This window comes from Lentibacillus halodurans, assembly GCF_900112045.1.
Lineage (GTDB): Bacteria > Bacillota > Bacilli > Bacillales > Amphibacillaceae > Lentibacillus > Lentibacillus halodurans.
Window position 1 is genome coordinate 100273 of sequence record NZ_FOJW01000004.1, and the last position, 18892, is coordinate 119164.

Annotated in this window: 18 protein-coding genes and 2 pseudogenes; 12 read left to right on the forward strand and 8 right to left on the reverse strand. The window is 41.9% G+C overall.

Features of this window, described 5'->3' with window-relative positions; translation table 11 throughout:
• Positions 1 to 35: 35 nt before the first annotated feature.
• Positions 36 to 425: a reverse transcriptase-like protein gene (locus BM195_RS06195; RefSeq protein ID WP_090235258.1), complete on the forward strand. Its 390-nt coding sequence runs from the start codon at positions 36 to 38 to the stop codon at positions 423 to 425.
• Positions 426 to 477: 52 nt separating this feature from the next.
• Here the strand turns inward: BM195_RS06195 and BM195_RS06200 are convergent, their stop codons facing one another.
• A complete protein-coding gene (locus tag BM195_RS06200; RefSeq protein WP_090235265.1) occupies positions 478 to 1104 on the reverse strand; it encodes a metal-dependent hydrolase in 627 nt (208 codons plus the stop codon).
• A 363-nt stretch (positions 1105 to 1467) separates the two neighbouring features.
• On the opposite strand from BM195_RS06200, the gene BM195_RS06205 reads away from it, so the two are divergent.
• Positions 1468 to 2469, forward strand: a complete 1002-nt coding sequence (locus BM195_RS06205) for a superoxide dismutase (protein ID WP_090235267.1) — start codon at positions 1468 to 1470, stop codon at positions 2467 to 2469.
• A gap of 53 nt (positions 2470 to 2522) precedes the next feature.
• Here the strand turns inward: BM195_RS06205 and BM195_RS06210 are convergent, their stop codons facing one another.
• The gene (locus tag BM195_RS06210) at positions 2523 to 3749 is read right to left on the reverse strand and encodes a DUF819 family protein (RefSeq protein WP_170848179.1); all 1227 of its coding nucleotides are present in this window, start codon (positions 3747 to 3749) and stop codon (positions 2523 to 2525) included.
• Between the two features lie 110 nt (positions 3750 to 3859).
• On the opposite strand from BM195_RS06210, the gene BM195_RS06215 reads away from it, so the two are divergent.
• The gene (locus BM195_RS06215; RefSeq protein ID WP_090235274.1) at positions 3860 to 4342 is read left to right on the forward strand and encodes a DinB family protein; all 483 of its coding nucleotides are present in this window, start codon (positions 3860 to 3862) and stop codon (positions 4340 to 4342) included.
• A 136-nt stretch (positions 4343 to 4478) separates the two neighbouring features.
• A pseudogene (locus BM195_RS06220) lies at positions 4479 to 5014 on the forward strand (DJ-1/PfpI family protein).
• A gap of 364 nt (positions 5015 to 5378) precedes the next feature.
• Here BM195_RS06220 and BM195_RS06225 read toward each other — a convergent pair.
• Both BM195_RS06225 and BM195_RS06230 read right to left on the reverse strand, forming a co-directional pair.
• The gene (locus BM195_RS06225) at positions 5379 to 6047 is read right to left on the reverse strand and encodes a hypothetical protein (RefSeq protein ID WP_090235276.1); all 669 of its coding nucleotides are present in this window, start codon (positions 6045 to 6047) and stop codon (positions 5379 to 5381) included.
• Positions 6048 to 6228: 181 nt separating this feature from the next.
• On the reverse strand, positions 6229 to 7146 hold the full coding sequence (locus BM195_RS06230) for an SDR family oxidoreductase (protein WP_090235279.1): 918 nt from the start codon (positions 7144 to 7146) through the stop codon (positions 6229 to 6231).
• A gap of 156 nt (positions 7147 to 7302) precedes the next feature.
• Between BM195_RS06230 and BM195_RS18260 the strand changes: the two genes are divergently transcribed.
• Both BM195_RS18260 and BM195_RS06235 read left to right on the forward strand, forming a co-directional pair.
• Entirely contained in the window at positions 7303 to 7476 is a 174-nt protein-coding gene (locus BM195_RS18260; RefSeq protein ID WP_170848169.1) for a hypothetical protein, read from the forward strand.
• Positions 7477 to 7567: 91 nt separating this feature from the next.
• The gene (locus BM195_RS06235) at positions 7568 to 9067 is read left to right on the forward strand and encodes a potassium/proton antiporter (RefSeq protein ID WP_090235281.1); all 1500 of its coding nucleotides are present in this window, start codon (positions 7568 to 7570) and stop codon (positions 9065 to 9067) included.
• Positions 9068 to 9221: 154 nt separating this feature from the next.
• Here BM195_RS06235 and BM195_RS06240 read toward each other — a convergent pair whose 3' ends face one another.
• From BM195_RS06240 to BM195_RS06255, 4 genes are all read right to left on the reverse strand, one after another.
• Positions 9222 to 9593 (reverse strand): hypothetical protein, encoded by a 372-nt coding sequence (locus BM195_RS06240; protein WP_090235284.1) that lies wholly within the window; start codon positions 9591 to 9593, stop codon positions 9222 to 9224.
• Positions 9594 to 9604: 11 nt separating this feature from the next.
• The gene (locus tag BM195_RS06245; RefSeq protein WP_090235287.1) at positions 9605 to 10120 is read right to left on the reverse strand and encodes an acyl-CoA thioesterase; all 516 of its coding nucleotides are present in this window, start codon (positions 10118 to 10120) and stop codon (positions 9605 to 9607) included.
• 152 nt (positions 10121 to 10272) lie between these two features.
• Entirely contained in the window at positions 10273 to 11166 is an 894-nt protein-coding gene (locus BM195_RS06250; protein WP_090235291.1) for a LysR family transcriptional regulator, read from the reverse strand.
• Positions 11167 to 11858: 692 nt separating this feature from the next.
• The gene (locus BM195_RS06255) at positions 11859 to 12320 is read right to left on the reverse strand and encodes a DinB family protein (protein WP_090235295.1); all 462 of its coding nucleotides are present in this window, start codon (positions 12318 to 12320) and stop codon (positions 11859 to 11861) included.
• Positions 12321 to 12528: 208 nt separating this feature from the next.
• Between BM195_RS06255 and BM195_RS06260 the strand changes: the two genes are divergently transcribed.
• From BM195_RS06260 to BM195_RS06290, 6 genes and pseudogenes are all read left to right on the forward strand, one after another.
• Entirely contained in the window at positions 12529 to 13482 is a 954-nt protein-coding gene (locus tag BM195_RS06260; RefSeq protein WP_090235299.1) for a nucleoside hydrolase, read from the forward strand.
• A 517-nt stretch (positions 13483 to 13999) separates the two neighbouring features.
• Complete coding sequence (locus tag BM195_RS06265; protein WP_090235305.1) at positions 14000 to 14890, forward strand: alpha/beta fold hydrolase; 891 nt, start codon at positions 14000 to 14002, stop codon at positions 14888 to 14890.
• A gap of 398 nt (positions 14891 to 15288) precedes the next feature.
• Positions 15289 to 15432 (forward strand): annotated as a pseudogene (locus BM195_RS06270) (helix-turn-helix transcriptional regulator); the annotation flags it as partial.
• A gap of 290 nt (positions 15433 to 15722) precedes the next feature.
• Entirely contained in the window at positions 15723 to 15902 is a 180-nt protein-coding gene (locus BM195_RS06275) for a hypothetical protein (RefSeq protein WP_090235311.1), read from the forward strand.
• A 501-nt stretch (positions 15903 to 16403) separates the two neighbouring features.
• On the forward strand, positions 16404 to 16916 hold the full coding sequence (locus BM195_RS06285) for a hypothetical protein (RefSeq protein WP_090235317.1): 513 nt from the start codon (positions 16404 to 16406) through the stop codon (positions 16914 to 16916).
• 433 nt (positions 16917 to 17349) lie between these two features.
• Positions 17350 to 18846 carry a flotillin family protein gene (locus BM195_RS06290; protein ID WP_090235320.1) on the forward strand — a complete coding sequence of 499 codons (1497 nt, stop codon included), beginning with the start codon at positions 17350 to 17352 and terminating at the stop codon, positions 18844 to 18846.
• Positions 18847 to 18892: the final 46 nt, after the last annotated feature.

Sequence of the window (18892 nt, forward strand, 5' to 3'; positions counted from 1 at the left end):
AGGCTGTCGGCACATCATGAAAGGAGCACCACATATTGATTGAAGTCTACACAGATGGGGCATCCAGTGGTAATCCGGGTGCCAGCGGAGCAGGTGTTTACATTAAAGACCATGGGACAATATACGAATTTTCTTTTCCATTGGGCGTGATGTCTAATCATGAAGCAGAGTTTCACGCTGTTGTGAAAGCGCTAGAAATTTGCATCGAACATTTTCCTGATGACATTCTATCGTTCCGTTCAGATTCCAAATTAGTCGTCGATGCTGTCGAGAACGGTTTTACGAAAAATCAGGTCTACCAGCCGCTGCTTGCCGCCATCCAGAAGAAGGCAGACAGCTTTCCTTATTTCTTCATTAAATGGGTTCCTGAAAAACAGAATCCCCATGCCGATAGACTGGCGAGACGAGCTATTTCCGGGGTGTGACAGGAGGGAGAAGCTGTTTTACGAAATCCGCCGCTTTCCCCCTTACACCTCTTTAAATCTCTACCTGAGTGAAGGGCAGCAATAATCGAATCCCCCGTTTATTCCCGGGCAAAAGCCGCATATCCATCAATAGATGACTCCCGTAAGCCAATATAAGCGTCGAGTGTAAACCATAAACCACAATATCCTGGCTGATATAAAAGGCAATGACACTAAAAAACAAAAAACCGATCAATGAATGTGTATAACTCCTGTGCGGCACCAATGCAGCTGCCACCACATAAATCCCAGTCAGCCACACCCAAACTTCCGATATGAATATTCCGACTGTAATAATGGCAGCACCACTTATTGCCAGCATAAGTTTTTGTGAAAACTTCGGTGCAATCATGAAGAGGAAAATGCCTAAAGCTAATCCAATATACTTTTCTGTCCCGGCCAAAACAATCCAGGCATAGATCCCCGTTAAAATACCGGTTGACCGCACAAAACTTTGAATCATTTTATGTGAAAGTGAAATTTTATTGGCTAATTTTCCGGCTGTATCCAAATCCGGTGCTAATGCGGCAATCATACCGGCAGTCATCAGTACAGCTGTGTTGATGGCATCCTGTCCGGTTGACTGCGCAACTGCTATTCCGGTTCCTGCCCCGATGATTGCGTGAATTTTTCCATCCATAGTTATTCCCCTTTAATTCTTGATGACAGAACCATTATACAGGAGCAAAAAACATTTGTGCACAGTGTGGAGACAAAACGAACGGTAAAAATGATGCGTATTTTTCAGGAGGACCAACGATAGAAGGCATGACACTATCATTTTCCATTATGATGCTTGGCGTCTATCTATTTTTGTTTTTGTTCCTGTCATTTACCTTTTTCAAGAAGCGGGAAATCAGTATTTGATACCGATATGAGGAGATATGAAAGTGTTTTTAATAACGAGCAAACCTGACGCATAACAGCGTGTTACTAAAATGGGCTTTCCGGCATAGGCTGTAAATGGAGGTATTTCATCCATAAAAAGGAGGACGTTGCTGTTATGACGGCACAATCAAAGGAAACAGAATGGCTCCGTCGTTTGACGGATTGGACGGATCAATGCGAGCAGCTGGTGGCTTCACTAGAGACAAGATCAGATATATCAACGGATGCAAAAGTGGACCCGGAAGAGTGGCAGGACCGTTTTCGTGAGCTTGGACAAATGGCGAATGATTATCGTGAGCAATTACTCGGAGATGACGAGGTCGTAGATGCCACTGACAAGATTCAATCACTGAATACAAAGGCACACCAGCTCAAATCTGAATTCACTCAATTGATGGAGGGAAAGCCGGACATCAGTCTGGAGGAACCATCGAAGGACAGCACCAGCGAACAGGTGTCTGATGATGAACGGAAGTCCATCCAACATCAGACGGTACCGATCGGCAAACATACCTTGCCGCCGCTTCCGTATGCCTATAATGCTTTGGAGCCGTATATTAGTGAGGAGATCATGCGCCTTCATCATCAGGAACACCATCAAAGCTATGTTGACGGACTTAACAAGGCTGAAAAAGAAATGAAGAAAGCGAGAAAGACCGGTGATTATGAATTGATCAGTCACTGGGAAGGTGAGGCGGCATTTAACGGAGCTGGGCACTATCTGCACACGATTTTCTGGGATAATATGAGTCCAGACGGCGGCGGAAAACCAGATGGCGCTATCGCGAAAGAAATTAATCGGACATTCGGCAGCTTTGACAAGTTTAAGGAACACTTTACGAATGCAGCTGATAAAGTTCAGGCTGTCGGATGGGCCATGCTTGTATGGTCGCCACGATCACGGCGAACCGAGATTCTGCAAGTTGAAAAACATCAGAACCGGTCACAGCAGGATATCATTCCATTATTGGTCCTTGATGTTTGGGAGCACGCCTATTATCTGCAATATCACAATAATCGAAGTGATTATATCGATGCTTGGTGGAATGTCGTCTGCTGGGACAGTGTGAATAGACGTTTTGAAGAGGCAAAGAAAGTTATGTGGAAACCGTATTGATCGACATGAAAAAGGAGGGTCCTTATCAGGACGCTCCTCTTTTCATGATTAATCTATATGAAGGTTTGGAACCATATGCCCAGCCCTGTTCCTATATAGTTCCCGATAATGTAGCCGAGTGTACCAACGAGCAGGATTGGCACAATGAGTTTGTTCCAGCCTTTAGCAATCGCCATGGCTGCAGCTGTTGTCGGGCCGCCAAGGTTTGCGTTGCTTGCAAGCACTACTTCCTCAAGGTTAAATTTAAACAATTTCCCTAACACAAGAGAGAATAATAAATTCATGAGCACGATGATCAATGTAAAAACGAGCAGAAGCGGTGCCGTTGTGATAACCAATGCCAGCGATGCCGGTACACCGATCACAACAAAGAACAAATAAATCAAAAACGTTCCGATTTCCTGTGTTCCCCGGATATTTTCGAAGTAATTCGGGAATGCAATCACCGCCAAAACGGTCAGCGTCGTTAACATCAGATACTGGTCGCCAATAATCCCGCCAATAATCTGATAAAATATGTTCGTATTTTCACCGTCTGGAATAATGCCGGCAAATAAATCGGCCAGCTGAAAGGATACGGCAACAAGCACAAATGCAGTGGCAATACTTGTGGCAATATCTTTTAGGGAAATTTCTTTTCGTTGCCAAAATGAAGCTGCTTGCGTTTTTCCCTCATCCTCGGATGTCTTTGCTTCCACTTCTTCCATATGTGGTGTTTGATAGTTGTTCCGGAACAAGGAGATCGCCGGAATAGCCATTAAAACAAAAAAGAATAGTGCCATCATCGCATTATCGGCAACAACTGTCGCTGAAACGAGTTCCCCTGGAGCCTCGAATTTAGAAGCCATGGCAGCGAAATTCACGCTCCCGCCGGTATAAGATCCCGCCATCATCCCACCTAACTTGTCTAAGTGTGGAATGACATCTTTAAGCAGCATGAACGAAATAATGGTGCCTGCCACAGTACCAATTGCGCTTAACAGAAAGATGGTCAGCATCCGTCCACTTTCCTGCCAGATTTTTTTAATGTTGGCCTGAAACAAAAGCAGAGGAATCGCAAGTGGTACGACATAATCCCAAACTGCATCATAAACACCGGATTCAAGCGGAATGACGTTCAGGTTAGCTAGCACCATCGCCCCGATCAACGCTATGATTGCTCCAGATACCTTAGATGCCCATGCGTATTTTTGTTCAAGGTAAATACTGATGGCAGCCCAGCCTGTCAGGAATGCCCAGAGTGCCCATGTGTTATCCGGTGAAATAAAGGATGTATCCAATTTACTCACCCCATTTTTAATTTTTTGATAATACATATTAGTGTACACCATTTATGTTAATATAGAAATAGTTCGAGAATCAGTGTTAAAAATCTATATGGGGGATTGACATGAGTGTTTTAAAACGTCAATATGATTTGGTTAAAAGCACAAGAGAGTTACTGTTTGCGTTTTGTGAGAAGCTGGATCCGGAAGATTACGCAAAAGAGCTTGATGGGTTCGGCTGGGGGTCTATCCGAAACCTGCATATACATGTTGCCGAATGCTATCAATCCTGGCTAGCTAATTTTGGACTGAAAGCAAACGTCAGGGTGGGTGAGCCATGGATGGTCAAGAGTGTGCAGGACATGCGAAATATTTTCAGTGAAGTAGACAGCCTAGTATACCGTTTTCTTGATACATATGACGGCCAGTTGGATAAGAATGTAAAAGGGCCTGTGTCTTGGCAGGAAGAAGACGAGGAATTGTCAGTCTTATGGCTCTTCACTCATACCATCACTCATGAATTTCATCACAAAGGTCAAATGGTCTCTATGGCACGCCAGCTCGGATACGTACCGGATGATACGGATTTGATAGTTCCGGGGGTTTAGAAAGATAAGTTTACGATTGATACTAAACTCGCTTCTGTTGATGTAAGCATCTCGCTTGATTCCGCTAAACTAGTAATCAGGATTTGGGGAGGACATATGAAAAAAGATATACACGTTGTTGGAGCAGTGATTGTAGATAATTGCCGGGGATGCTGTGGAGGCGCTGGAGATTTATTACCCGTACTTCCGCTGTCTGGAGGAAGGATTTGACACAACAATTGCTGGGATCGGCGGAAAAGCTGCATACAGTTGTCCATGACTTTGTTGGCTGGGAAACGTACACGGAGAAAGAAGGGTACCTTATTGAAGCGACGGCGAGTTTTGATGAGGTTAATCCGGCTGATTATGATGCGCTGATTATTCCGGGTGGCCGAGCACCAGAGCATATTCGCCTGAATGAATATGTACCTGGGATTGTCGGTCACTTTTTCGAGGCAAATAAACCAATTGCAGCCATCTGCCATGCAGCTCAAATCCTTACGACGGTTAAGGAGCATCTACATGGCCGTGAACTGACCGCATATATTGCCTGCAAGCCGGAAGTGGAAGCGGCGGGATCAATCTACATAGAAGAATCTCTGTACACTAAATGGCAATTTGGTATCTGGTCATGCCTGGCCTGATCTGCCGGGACTAATGAAAGAATTTGTGAAACAAGTAAACCAACCGTAATAAAGGAAAAATTGCTGCTTCGTAAGGGATCTGGACAAATCGAAAAATATTCAGTTTCCTGGATGATTCTCCCGATGTGATAGGTACAATCAATGATCACTAGTATGACAAAAAGGGAAACTGATAGATGATGATATTTGCAAGTTAGTCATCACAATTCTTAACCATAAAAAAAATAGACGCCCTTTGAGTACTCTCTGGTATCTCGGGAGTCTATCTTTTTCAGTGCTGGCTCCCTTGAATGGGTCAGGCTTATTGTGCCGTCGGTGTACCAGCATTGGCGTTTTTATATCGTATGTTGTTTTTATTTTGATTTTACAATAAGTTGCAGCTGTGTACACCTTTTATCTTTAGGAGAGGTATTTTACTGCTCCAGCTCTACCTCAACATCAATCTCATCGCCAATATCTTCAAAATCGTCATTGCTTGCGGCACTATAGATCAGACGTACGGATTCCACGTCTTCAGCTTGGGAATCTTCCAATATATAGAATGATGTGCCTGATTTACTGACTTCGCCGATAAATTCGCCGTCGATATGTTCACTCAATAGCATATCTGGTTCCAATTGTTCCCCGGTATCTGTTGTCATCGTTGCCTGTGATGCGTAGAATGAGACGTTATCCTCGAATGTGTTGTCAACATTCATGTCAACCTGGATGTATTCCAATTCTTCTGTCTCCATCATCTCAGCAACATCACCTGTCAAATCGGCAGATGCACCGTTTACTTTGTCAATGGTCAGATTGATTGGCCCGGACTCAAATGTACCAACGTCATCAGTACGGCTGACAAGCGTTGTTTCACCAGCCTCTGAGGTGACCGTATCACCGACTTGTGCTTCGGTTTCTTCATTTTCCTCCTGGGTTATCGTGTCACCTTCATCGTCTGATGTATCTGATGCGTCTTCACCTTGCTGTTCGGTACGTTGCCCGTCAGATTTTGCAGTTTCCCCGCCATCGCTGCCGTTATTGCCGCAAGCTGCCAGCAGTAATAGGATCATGGCTGAAAACAAAACAAAAAATTTCTTCATAATGGATATCCCCTTTTAGTATATTGAGCCAACACAGACGTGTTCTAAATTCTGACTCAACCTAATTATATAAAAGAAGGTATTCAAATTAATGTATATCATTCGTGCTCATTCCGCTTACAGGCTTCATCGTTCAGTATCATACTAAAGCGGGGATTCCGATTCTGTCGCTATCCGTTGCTTAGTCGAACACCTGACCACCGTTAACATGCAGCGTCTGACCGGTGACAAAGCGGGAGTCATCGGAAGCCAGGTAGACAAATGTTGGTGCTACTTCAAATGGCTGTCCCTGTCGATCCATTGGGTTGCCGGCAAGAGTGACCTGATCGGCAGAAAAACTGGACGGAATCAGCGGTGTCCATATTCGACCAGGGGCAATGGCATTAACGCGAATCCCTTTATCCACGAGATTGTTGGCCAATGCGCGGGTAAATCCGATATTGGCACCCTTTGTGGCTGTGTAATCAATTAATTGTTTATTTCCGTCAAAAGTGACAACCGATGATGTATTGATGATCGAGCTGCCGGCTTGTAAGTGTTTTAATGCTGCCCGGGTTGTATAAAAGTGAGAGTAGATATTCACTTTAAACGTATCATCGAACTGCTCGTCAGTAATATCCTCCAGACTTAATTGCTGGAATTGAATACCGACATGGTTGCAAAGAATATGAAGCTGTCCAAACGTTTCAATGGTCCTGTTAACAATGTGGATGCATTGCTGTTTTTCTCTGAGGTCACCCGGCAGCGACAGACAGCGCTGTCCAAGTTCCTCAATTCGCATTTTTGTGCGATTCGCATCTTCATGTTCATCCAAGTAAGCAATTGCAACATCAGCCCCCTCCTTAGCAAAAGCGATGGCAGCCGCTGCCCCCATTCCGCTGTCACCGCCTGTAATGAGGGCCACTTTTCCTTCCAGTTTCCCGCTTCCTTCCTGATTCGGATTCTCCACAATCGGCCTGGGAACCATCAGGCTTTCAACACCGGGTTGGCGGTATTGGCGCTGTTCAGGAACCGTAATGGCAACATCTTCATATTGAGTTATTTTCCCGTAGTTGGGATATAAAGGGTATTTCTGTTTGTGACGTTTATTTTCAGACATTGTCCAGTAAAACCTCCTCAAAAAAGCTGTTCAAATTACGTTATGCCAAATGGGCGGCTGTCGTGCCCGCCTCATTAAAACGTAACGTGAACAGGCTCACGATATGCGGACGTGAATAGGATAGAATAAAGTAATCCCTGAAAGGAGGGCGTTGCCATGTATGATTACTACTACAATCCCGAAGTGAGGTATTTATTGATTTCCCGGTCGCAAGAAAAAGCGGAAATGCTGTATGACGATAACTCCAAAAAATGGTCCCTTCCCGTAATAGGTCCCAGACCGCCATGCTATTTTAATCCACGATATGAACCATATGATCCGGTTATCTGAGTTTTTGCTCAGATAATCGGAATTTTTGTTTTTTACCGGCAAAACATGGATAATATACATATCAACAGCTTTATTTGAGAGGATTTTCTTCATGGATGCTTCCGTTGAATCGTTCGTCTTTTTATTTGCACTCATGCTCCTCGTTGGTGTGTTTACAACCAAATTTTCCGCACGATTAGGGTTGCCTTCGCTTGTCTTATTCCTGTTTGTCGGGATGCTGCTTAATCAGGTTATTTACTTTGAAAATGTGGAGCTCACCCAATTTATCGGGATTATGGCTTTGATTATCATCCTGTTTGAAGGTGGTGTGCAAACCAGTTGGGATCATATTCGGCCAGTGATTGGTTCATCAGGCGTACTGGCGACTGCCGGTGTACTGCTGACGACTGTCATTACCGGGTTGGCAGCCATGTATATTCTCGATCTCCCGCTGCTTGAAGGTATGCTTTTTGGGGCAATTGTCGGGTCAACCGATGCTGCGGCGGTATTCTCGGTATTAGGGAACAAAAATATAAGGAAAAAAATGACAGCTACATTGGAGGCGGAATCCGGTACAAATGATCCAATGGCAGTGTTTTTAACGCTGGCACTGATTGAAATGATTCAAATCCCGGACAGTTCGATCTGGACAGCAGTTGGCGACTTTTTTATACAAATGGGATTCGGTTTGCTATTTGGCTTCCTGTTTGGAAAATTAAGCGTGCTGGTGATCAATCACATTAAACTAGATATATCCGGCATGTACCCGATTTTGGCCATGGGAAGTGCAGTTTTTACATATGGTGTTACGGACTATTTTGGCGGGAGTGGATTTTTGGCCGTATATGTGATGGCTGTCTTTATTGGCAATAGTGATTTGATGTATAAGTTCTCGATTGTCCGGTTCAATGAAGGTTTTGCCTGGATGATGCAGATCATTATGTTTATTTTCTTAGGATTGCTCGTATTCCCAAGCCATTTATTGAATGTCGGTTGGCAAGGTGTTCTATTGGCTGTTATTCTCATGTTTATTGCCAGACCTGTCGCAATTTTTCTGAGTATGATTTTCTTCAAATATAATCTCAAAGAACAGCTGTTTATTTCCTGGGCAGGATTAAAAGGGGCGGTCCCGATTGTTTTGGCGACGTATCCGATTGTGGCCGAGCTGGAAAATGCAACACTTATATTCAATGCGGTCTTTTTCGTTGTGCTCATTTCTGCTCTTATCCAAGGCAGTACATTGTCCCCCCTCGCGACGAAGCTGGGATTGACAGGGGGAGGCAATGAATTTGATGCAAGCGGATTTGAGATGATTAATTTAGGCAATACGGATTCTGAAATTATGAAGCTGCCCATCGGTAAAAATGCACCAGCTGTCAAGACAACGCTAACGGACATTACCCTGCCTGATGATACATTGGTTATAGGCATTGTCAGAGGAGAAGATTTAATTACACCAAGCGGCGATTCCATAATTGAAGCAGGTGATATGCTATACATCCTCAGCAGCAGGGATCAGCGGTATAAAGTTAAAGAAACGCTTTTGGGCAAGAAGCCAAAAAAGGAAAAAGCGAAGCATAAAAAGAGGTTGTTTGGAAGAAAAAGGGGATAGACCATTAAATGGCTACCCCCTTATCAGGCCAGTACGATTGCATTAAAAAGTTTGCACCAGGTACAAGACCTTCATCTTCTAGGACTTCTATTCCAAGGTTTGTGCAATTTCATGCACTAAATAGAGCTAAATCAGGAGATTCGGCTGTTATTGCTTACTTGACAACCATTGGACCTGCTAACATGTCTACGTTTTCGCCTAAAACTAATTTACAGATATGATCATAGCTTACACGTTTATAAGCTGCTAATAGCTCTTGTACAGCGTCAATGGGTTGTTTTTGTTTCAGGTTTTCGATTTCATTTTTATATATTGAAAGCACATAACCGTCTTGTAAACGTGGCTCAAACTCTCGCGGATCATCATTCATGATTAAACAGCCCAAATATTGAAAGCTGTATTGCAACTGCCGTGTAAGGTTAATAACATTTTTGAACTGCTGATATTGTACTGGTTCGTTTTCTTTCAGCCTTTCGATTGCTTGTTTAACACGTTGCAGCTCTTGAGCATTTGCTGAAATAAGCATAATACCTCTCCTTAATCCCATGGTTTATCGATTGATAACGAAGAAATCAATTTTTTGTTTTGCTGCCTCTTTAAATCTCTTATATTGACACGTTCACTGCTGGTTTCATAAAGGTATTTTTCTTCCTCAGTTTCTGGTATCACCTTTGGTACTTGAACAGGTTTCTTATCGGGGCCGATCGCAACAAAAGTAAAAAATGCTGTTGCTGCGAGTCTTCTATCACCTGTTTCCAGGTCTTCTGCAATGACTTTGCAAAAAACCTCCATTGAACTTTTTCCGGTATATGTTACAAATGATTCGATACATACCGAATCTGTTTGACGAATTGGTGTTATAAAGTGAACGGAATCTGTAGAAGCTGTCACACATTCTTTGATACGTGAGTGTCTTCTGGCAGACAGTGTCGCGCACGCATCCATTTTTTTCATTAACACACCGCCAAATAGGGAGTGATAATTGTTCAAGTCGTTAATTAGCACTTGATCGGTTTGTACGACTCGCGTATCTTTCATTAATTTTGACGCCATGTTTGTGTCACCTCGAAGCTTTGTCTTACCTTATCCGGCATATTAAATTATAATCCCGCACAAGTGCTAAAGTACAATGCTGATTCAGTATGCTTAGGATAACGAAAATACATGTAAACGAGTACAGACCTAATCCTGTCCTTTTCACAGAATTAGGTCTGTTTGTGCTGCATTAATTTATCTTTTGTAAATGAGATAAATTGCTGCTTGCTGATTAATGACAAGTAGGCATCCTTTTTCCAGACAAAGGCTAAATTCCAGGCAATGTCCGGGTTTATAACCGGAATGATCGCAACATCCTTCATAAAATGTTGACTGGTTGTTTCAGGCAGGAGTGTTATGCCTAAATTGGTTGCGACCATTTCCTCTAAAAAGTCAATTTGTGATGTTTCGGAGACAATTCTGGGTTCAAATCCATGGTTTTTACATGCTTGAATAATAATATTTCGTGATTCAAAATCCTGATTAAACATGATAAACGATTCTTCTTTTAAATCCTTTATCTCCACGTGTGATTTTTTTGCGAAAGGATGATCGCTGGAAACAACAAGATGTAAATGATCCTCAATAAATGTGTAGTAATCCAATGCTGGATGATCATTTAGAACGACAACACCGCAATCTAATTGGCCATCCCAAACCTTTTCTTCAATTATTTTTGATCCATTTTCTTCTAAATGAAATGTAACACCTGGGTATTGCTGATGAAATTCAGCAATCAATTGTGAAAAAAAGAAGGAGTTAACAACCGTTGGCAAACCAATTCGAATATGGCCTGTTTTCATAGTGCGTAATTGATCCATTTCCTGTTCCAGTTCCGTTATTTGCTGTTTGATTTCCAATGCGTGTTTATGCAGCACTTTTCCAGCGTCAGTAAGTGTTACTTTTTTCCTTGACCGGTGAAAGAGAGGAACACCCAAGTCTTCTTCCAATGTTTTGATAATACGGCTGAGGGCCGACTGTGTAATATAGAGATTCTCGGCTGCTTGTGTGAAATTTTCGATTCTACTTACTTCCAAAAAATAGTGAAGATGCTTAATATCCAAGCCGGTCATTCCCTTTCGTTTTTAATATTAATGAGTATCATAACATATTTCGATGATATGAATTTTCCCGAATGCGTTTTCTATCTTTTTAATCTGCAATTATAGGCTTTATTATCTGGTTATCTGTAATATCTGCCTGGATACTGCTGCCGGATTTATATGTGTTAATCAAGAATCAAGTTGCAGTTTGATTTAAGCAGGGAATAAGGTCAAAAAAGCATTTTTCAGGAAAGAAAGCGCAAGGGGAAGAAGGCGAGAAGGGATCATCTTTTTCCATATGTTAATGATCGGAAGGACAGCACATGATTAGGTGTGCTGCCCTGTTAGGATTAATGGTTTTCACTGAAACAAATGCATCCTTATACATGCTTTAATAAGCTTTTTCCTAAATCCTTTCCCCTGATTTCTGCCAACGATTCACACACAGTGAACGACCATATAGTTTTTGGTATTCATCGATCGCCACGTAAACTGACCTGGTATGTATTCAATAAACCCCCTCTGTCTTCCATTTTCCAGGATAATTTTTAGTTTTAAACCTTCCTTATTGGCTGAAACAGTGATTTATAGCCGTCAGAATTGGGTTTGCTGCGCAGACCGAAAAATCCATGCTGATCGACATTTGAGGGGGCTGCATCAAGTATTTCAAGCATACTGGTCCTCCGGTGAACATGACCTGTTTGTTGACATTATTATTGAACCCCTTGCTCCGGATTCCATATTCCATGTTGTTTTCGGATATGGACGATTTGCCCAATATGATACGTATTGTGAAGCGTAAGATGGGCAAGTTCTCCAGCCCAGTCATCAATTTTTTTGTCGTCACTTTCCTCAACTGATTGTCGCCATTCTGTCATGATGTCATCAATTAATACCATTGTTGATTGCCAGGTTTGTTCCTCAGGATTATGAAACGTGGCGTCTATGCTATTTGCTCCATCAGCGTTTTGAATCCCTTTGAAGCGGTTTAAATATCGTTTGTTATAGTATGCTAAATGATGAACGATTTCCTGGATGGAATGTGTTGATTTATCATTTTTCCAGGCTGCCTGTTCCGCAGTAACACCCTTAATGGCATTGTTTAGTGATACAAACCACGTATTCTGATCATGGCAAGCCCTTAACTGGCTCACAAACACTTCTTTTAAACTCATTGTTTTCCCACCCTTTTAAGATTTTTGATCTTTACGTTTACTTATTCAACAAAGAGATCGAAAACCCTTTTTTAAGAGGCGCTAGATCTGTATTTATTTCTACCGGTTACACATGAACGCGTAACCATCTTTTCCTCTTCAAAACTTTCATCGGACAAACATACAAGCAAACCTGTCTTTTTTTCATAAGGTAGGTTGAGGTGAAAAAATGAAAAAAATAATCTTATTTGCCGATACAGGTATAGATGATTCTATTGCGTTGACTTACGCGCTGAAGAATCCTGAGGTAGATCTGATTGGCGTGGTCAGTGGGTACGGTAACATCGATCGGGAAAAAGCGTATAGGAATGTCGAGTATTTGCTGGAACTAGCAGGCCGTACAGATATTCCTGTCATTGCTGGTGCTACACGTCCCTTAAGTGGTGAAGAACCTGAATTTTTTCCTGAAATTCATGGCATAGAAGGACTGGGCCCGATTGATCCTCCAATTCCAGAAGAACGCTATGCAAATCGTACGAATTTCAGTAAGCTGTTCAATTTGATCAAGGACAACCGTGATGAGGTAATCATCGTAAATGTCGGACGATGCACTTCTCTGGCCATAGCCCATTATTTAAGTCCTGAAGTGATGGAAGATGTAAAAGAAACCTATGTGATGGGTGGAGCTTTCATCGAACCTGGCAATGAGACCGAAGTAGCGGAAGCGAACTTTTTCGGTGATCCGATTGCCGCTAATTACGTTTGTCAAAATGTAGTTAACCTGACGATCGTACCTTTAAATGTGACAAGGGACGCCTTATTATCTCCAAGCATTGTCAATCTCATCGATACGCGTTCAGATTCACCTTTAGAAGAAATCATCAAACCGATCTTAGATTTCTATTATGAAGTCTATCAACAACTAGAGCCAGGTATTGCTGGAACACCGCAGCATGATTTGGCAGCTTTAATGGCAGCTCTTGATATCAGCGGGTTGTATGAGTACAAAAAACGAGAGGTTAAGGTTGAATATAAAGGTAACTTTGCATACGGTAAAAGTATTGCTGACTTCCGACCAGGGTCGAGTAATTGTTTTGGACCAAACTGTGCACGTATTGCTCTGAAAATAAATCATGATGTCTTTGTCTCGAACGTCCTTGAAATCTTAACAAATCATAAATAAACTGGCTTCTGTTAGTAAACTTGAATCATGATGAGCGTATGTCACATTTTTACAGGGGATCCCGAAGTGTCAGTCACATGTAACAAACATTGTGTGTCTAACCGCGATTCATCTCAAAATATTGCTGGGCACGGAAGACTAGACACTTAAAATCATCCCCTGTGAATATGGGCTATCATTCATGTCACAGATTGCCACAGATGAAACCTGACTCAATCCTTTGAAGAATATGGTTTTTAATTGTATTGTTCATTCCACTTTCCTTGCTAATCCCGATTATAGGCTCTTTGCAGAAGTGTTTTCCGACATTTCAAGCACTTACCGAGATCTTCCTTTTATTCAATGCCGGAACTCGGAACCCTTTTCTAACAGGTTTATTCAGAAAATATAACGCAGACCGCATCTTTAATGTTCCTTTCCGGAGCTAATTATAAGATACGCTATTCCATTTTATGGCCAATTATGGAACAATAGATATTAAACTAGATACATCTGTTTTTGAATTGGAGAAATGTTTATGAATAGGGAGATTGAAACCTGTACAATTGATGGTGAAATGATTGAATATTCGATTATACGGGGTAGCGGTGCTCAGGCAATCTTTGTGATGCATGGCGGGCATTCCAATTGTTATGAGGAGTTTGGCTATGAACCGTTAGTCCGGAACGGCTTTACAATTATCACCCCATCAAGAGCTGGATATAGCCGAACATCCAGCGAAATTGGCGAAAGCTTGTCAATGGCCTGTGATCATTATGCAAAAATACTGGATTACTTAAATATTGAGAAGGTCCACCTTCTTGCTGTTTCTGCCGGGGGATCAAGCGGGATCTGTTTTGCCGCGTGTTTCCCTGAGAGAGTTAAAACACTGATATTGCAAAGTGCGGTCACAAAACAATGGCTGACGCCCAAAGACAAAGAATACAAAGCTGCACATATTTTGTTCAGGCCCTCTATTGAAAAATTCATATGGAAACTCATTGCAACCTTGAATAACCGTTTTCCAAACTTTACTTTCAAGCATATGGTGCCTTCATTTACCAAACTTTCATATGAGGAAGTAAAAAGCCAAATGCATGAAGAAGATGTTGATGCGATTAAAAGAATGAATAACCGGCAGCGATCGGGGAGCGGTTTTATAATGGATTTACAGCAAACGGGTACACTTTCGTCTGAGGAATTGCAACGAATTAAATGTCCTACATTGCTGATGCACAGCCGTCACGATGGATCGGTTCCTTTGGAGCATGCCGAATATGCCCAGCAGCATATTCAGAATTCGGAACTTTGCGTGCTGGATACATGGGGTCACCTCATTTGGCTTGGTAAAGGCACAGATAAAGTCAGTGAGAGACTCTTAGAATTTCTGAATCATCATGAACAAGGACAGGTACTTGGCAATTGTTGATAGATTAACGGATCGCTCCAAATTACTGACATGTACAAAAATTGTATTAATCTGGTTTTTAATTGGACTATTCATGCTTTACGCCCCTCGCTATTGCGGGGGCCTTTTGGAACTTTGCCTTCACAGTTTAAGCGCTGCTCATTCTGAATCTTTCTGCTTCTATTTATTCGATACCGAAACGCTAGACCCTTTTTTAAACAGGAATTTGTAACCAAGAAGACTGGTTAGGGAGTGAAACATATTTTAGCTGTCAGATGCGTTTTCCGGCCAATTACGTTTTCTTATGCTGTCCAAATAGAGCACATAATGACAGGATGCCGCCTTAATCCCTGCTAATATAACCTTAGGGAGTGAGTGATATGATGTAGGTTGAATCATTACAGAGGGCTATCGACTATATGGAAAAACATTTGCTTGATGACATTTTACTTGAGGATATTACCGAACAGGTGAATGCTTCAGTGTTCCATTTTCAACGTCTGTTTGCGGTATTGACTGATATTTCCGTTGCAGAATATCTCAGGCGTCGGCGTTTGATCCTTGTTATAACGTATGAGTTAAATTAAATTGATCATGAAAGGCTTGGACGCTTTCCTTAAGTCAAAGAAGGCGTCCTTTTTTACTTCTACTTATCGGCATAATTGAATAACAGTAGCAGCATGAGAGAATTCAGCGAAATTGCCTGAAATTCGAAATGGAGTAGTGCAAAACAGATGAGCTTTTTTCATAAGAATTTTAATTTTTTAAAAGGGATTATCGGTATTTTGTCGAAAATGGATGATAAGTGATAGTGATGTTTGGTTGTTTAAAAAATTCATAAGGGATGAGTGACGTGCCCAGTAAAGTATTATTTTGGTCTGGTTTAGGCTTGTTTGGTGTTGGACAGTTTTTTTTGATCGGTTTGGTTGAGTTTAATAGGGTGGTGGGTGATAAGTTTATTGCTTACTTTATTGTCGTGTTGGGTTTAAGTTTTATTGGCGCTTCTAATTTGCTGAAACGAAATAGTAGCTGAAAACATGTAGAGCATAGCGGAGTATCTGCATAAGAGCGAGCGTATCGACAGAAAAACAAATATCAGCAGAAGCAGCACATGAATCTGCAGAAGCGCGGAAATATCTACATAAGAGTGGGAATATCTGCAGGACGGAGGAAATATCAGCACAAGAGGAAGCGTATCAACAGAAGAGCGAAAATATCAACACAAGAGGAAAACTATCGGCTGAAATACGCCTCTCGCTGAAGATATTACGACTGCGGGGGTGTCTTTATGAATTTGCACTATTAGGATTATGACGATCAATCAGGTAGCGGAGAATCATTTGGCTGCGAAGGATTTTATGTGGAAATGGATGGCAATGATACGACCATTTCAGCAAAGTAATGAAATGGTCAGTGAGACAGCTCATCTGCAAACGATGTTGAAAATAATAAGGTCGACTGGAAGGTTTGGGAAGGTTATACTAACAGCTCAAGCTCCGCAGAATGAGTTGGAAAAGAGGAGAGCGTAATAAGGATGAAAGACATCAAGGTTTATAATGTTATTTTTCCGATATGGATTTTACTATTTTTCCCGCCGATTCTTTTCGTGATGCTCATCGGTAATTTCCTCATTGATTCATTGGTTATCATCGTTTGTTTCTATCTGTTTAAATTGGTTAACACACAACAGAATTTGAAAACATTTTATAGGAAAAGTATTTTGAAAGTCTGGTTGTTTGGGTTTACGGCTGATATGATCGGTGCCATGTCCTTGTTTGGATTGTTGATGGGCAGTGATATGCTCGGATTGCCAAATGACTTAATAAACGCCATCAGTTATGATCCGTTCAGTCATCCGCTGGCCGTTATGATTATTGTGTTCTTTATAATGGTGTCAGCGTTTTTCATTTTTCTGTTCAATTATAAAGTTACGTTCAGAAAGCTCATCGGCGAGAAAGCGCTCAGAATAAAGGTCGCACTAGCTATTGCCATTATTACAATGCCATGGACTTTTTTATTGCCTACAAAGTGGTTTTATAATTTTTAAGACGTGGCGTGGAGATGTGCTGGTCTAATCCTTCTATTATTCGGATACAGGTTGATAATTGATAGTGATGTCGGTACCACTATCGAATTTGTATCTTTATTTTATGACGTCAGTCTTATAGAAGATGTTAAAGGAATGGCGAAAGGTACTTGGCTGCCTCTTTCTTAAATTTTGTGGTGATTACTAGCTAATACGTATCACGATATGCAAAAGCATGTTTTTCACTTTACTGCTAACCTTTTCACTCATTTTTCCCCCCTTTCACCTCATTGATTAAAGGCTGGCACTTATCGCCAAATGCAGATATTAAATTTAACGGTTTAAAAATGAATTATATGAATGTTGAAACTTTATGTAGTTTGTAATCGTATTGTAATATAGATTCATTGATATAGGTCGATGGATCGGAATCATTAACAAAGGAGCGGATTTTTTGTTTCAGGATGCCTTAATTTTACTTATTCTTGCTATTGTTGGGGTGGTCGCCATTATTGTGGGGTTGATCACGTTTATTATTTTCAGGCTCCGCTATAAGACAGCGAGCTCCAATGAAGCGCTTATTGTAACCGGACCGAAGCTTGGTGATCCGGAAAAAGAGCGGAATGTCTTCCAGGACGAAAATGGACGTTCAGTCAAAATCATACGCGGTGGCGGGTATCGTCTCCGTATGTTTCAGACCGCTACACCGATTGACTTAACTTCCTTCCAGCTGCAGGTCGATTCCGAAAAAGCGTATACCAAGGAAGGAATTCCGGTGCGAGTAGTCAGTACGGCTGTTATCAGTATCGGCAGTGAGCTGGAGATTATGGCTAATTTTGCTGAAAAATTTCTTGGTAAAAAACAAAGTGAACGTGAATCCGAATTAAGGGATGTATTAAACGGACATCTGCGTGCGATTATTGCGTCGCTTTCTATTGAAAAAATTTATAACGATTTTAAAGAAGTGAATACACAGGTGAAGAAGATCGCTGAGGCCGACTTAAAGGGCATGGGTTTTGAAATCACATCGTTTGCGTTAAATGATGTGGAAGATGTTGATGTCGAGAACGGCTATATTGATGCCTTGGGTCGTCCACACATTGCTGAAGTGCAAAAACTGGCGAATCAGGCAGAGTCTGACGCGAAAAAGGAAACACGTATTTATCAGGCTCAGAATGATCAGGAAGCACAGGAGGAAGAAAACCGTCGTTTAACAGCCATTGCCCAGTCCAAAAATGAAAAAGATATTAAGGAAGCTGAATTCCAGAAAGAAACGAATCGTGCTAAGGCGAATGCCGAGCAGGCGGGCGAACTGGAACGGCAGAAACTCGCCCAGCAAGTGAAGGATGAAGAATTAAAAGTTGAATATATCGAGAAACAACGTGCGGTTGAACTGGAAGAAGAGGAAAACAAGCGCCGCCGCTCACTCGCCGATACGGAAGCTTATCAAACGACGAAAGCGGCAGAAGCTGAAGCGGAAAAAGAACGGATTAAAGGTGAGTCAGAGGCAGACGTTATCCGCCAGCGCGGTATTGCCGAAGCCGAGTCCAAAGAACGGATGGCCAAAGCGATGGAGCAATACGGGGAGGCAGCAATTGTGGAAATGTTGATTAACGTATTGCCTGAGTACGCTGAAAAAGTGTCAGCACCGATTTCTCAGATTCAGGATATGAAAGTGATTGATATGGGCGGCAGTGATTCAAAAGGCGGGTCATCAAAAGTCGCCAACAATGTCACCTCAACGATGCTCGGTATTCAGGAGTCTTTGAAGGAAACAACCGGCATGGATTTGAAAGCAATGCTGGAAAGCTACGTATCCCACGGAAAGGCTGGTCACTTTAGTGCACAGAGGGAAAAATATTATGAAGAAGCCTCAGCCGCCAGAGGTTCGGATGACACAGAAACATCAGCAAGCGGGGAGGCCGCCCGGGAATCGACAGATGAGGAATAACGGTTAAGGCTGGTTGTGTTAAAAAAGGCGTAATTCTTTTAGCTTG

What these genes read in the sequence shown, in the direction of transcription:
- BM195_RS06215 (WP_090235274.1), top strand. Translation starts at nt 3,860, where the DNA reads ATGAGTGTTTTAAAACGTCAATATGATTTGGTTAAAAGCACAAGAGAG.
- BM195_RS06235 (WP_090235281.1), top strand. Translation starts at nt 7,568, where the DNA reads ATGGATGCTTCCGTTGAATCGTTCGTCTTTTTATTTGCACTCATGCTC.
- BM195_RS06245 (WP_090235287.1), bottom strand. Translation starts at nt 10,120, where the DNA reads ATGGCGTCAAAATTAATGAAAGATACGCGAGTCGTACAAACCGATCAA.
- BM195_RS06260 (WP_090235299.1), top strand. Translation starts at nt 12,529, where the DNA reads ATGAAAAAAATAATCTTATTTGCCGATACAGGTATAGATGATTCTATT.
- BM195_RS18260 (WP_170848169.1), top strand. Translation starts at nt 7,303, where the DNA reads ATGTATGATTACTACTACAATCCCGAAGTGAGGTATTTATTGATTTCC.
- BM195_RS06285 (WP_090235317.1), top strand. Translation starts at nt 16,404, where the DNA reads ATGAAAGACATCAAGGTTTATAATGTTATTTTTCCGATATGGATTTTA.
- BM195_RS06225 (WP_090235276.1), bottom strand. Translation starts at nt 6,047, where the DNA reads ATGAAGAAATTTTTTGTTTTGTTTTCAGCCATGATCCTATTACTGCTG.
- BM195_RS06230 (WP_090235279.1), bottom strand. Translation starts at nt 7,146, where the DNA reads ATGTCTGAAAATAAACGTCACAAACAGAAATACCCTTTATATCCCAAC.
- BM195_RS06255 (WP_090235295.1), bottom strand. Translation starts at nt 12,320, where the DNA reads ATGAGTTTAAAAGAAGTGTTTGTGAGCCAGTTAAGGGCTTGCCATGAT.
- BM195_RS06200 (WP_090235265.1), bottom strand. Translation starts at nt 1,104, where the DNA reads ATGGATGGAAAAATTCACGCAATCATCGGGGCAGGAACCGGAATAGCA.
- BM195_RS06265 (WP_090235305.1), top strand. Translation starts at nt 14,000, where the DNA reads ATGAATAGGGAGATTGAAACCTGTACAATTGATGGTGAAATGATTGAA.
- BM195_RS06240 (WP_090235284.1), bottom strand. Translation starts at nt 9,593, where the DNA reads ATGCTTATTTCAGCAAATGCTCAAGAGCTGCAACGTGTTAAACAAGCA.
- BM195_RS06205 (WP_090235267.1), top strand. Translation starts at nt 1,468, where the DNA reads ATGACGGCACAATCAAAGGAAACAGAATGGCTCCGTCGTTTGACGGAT.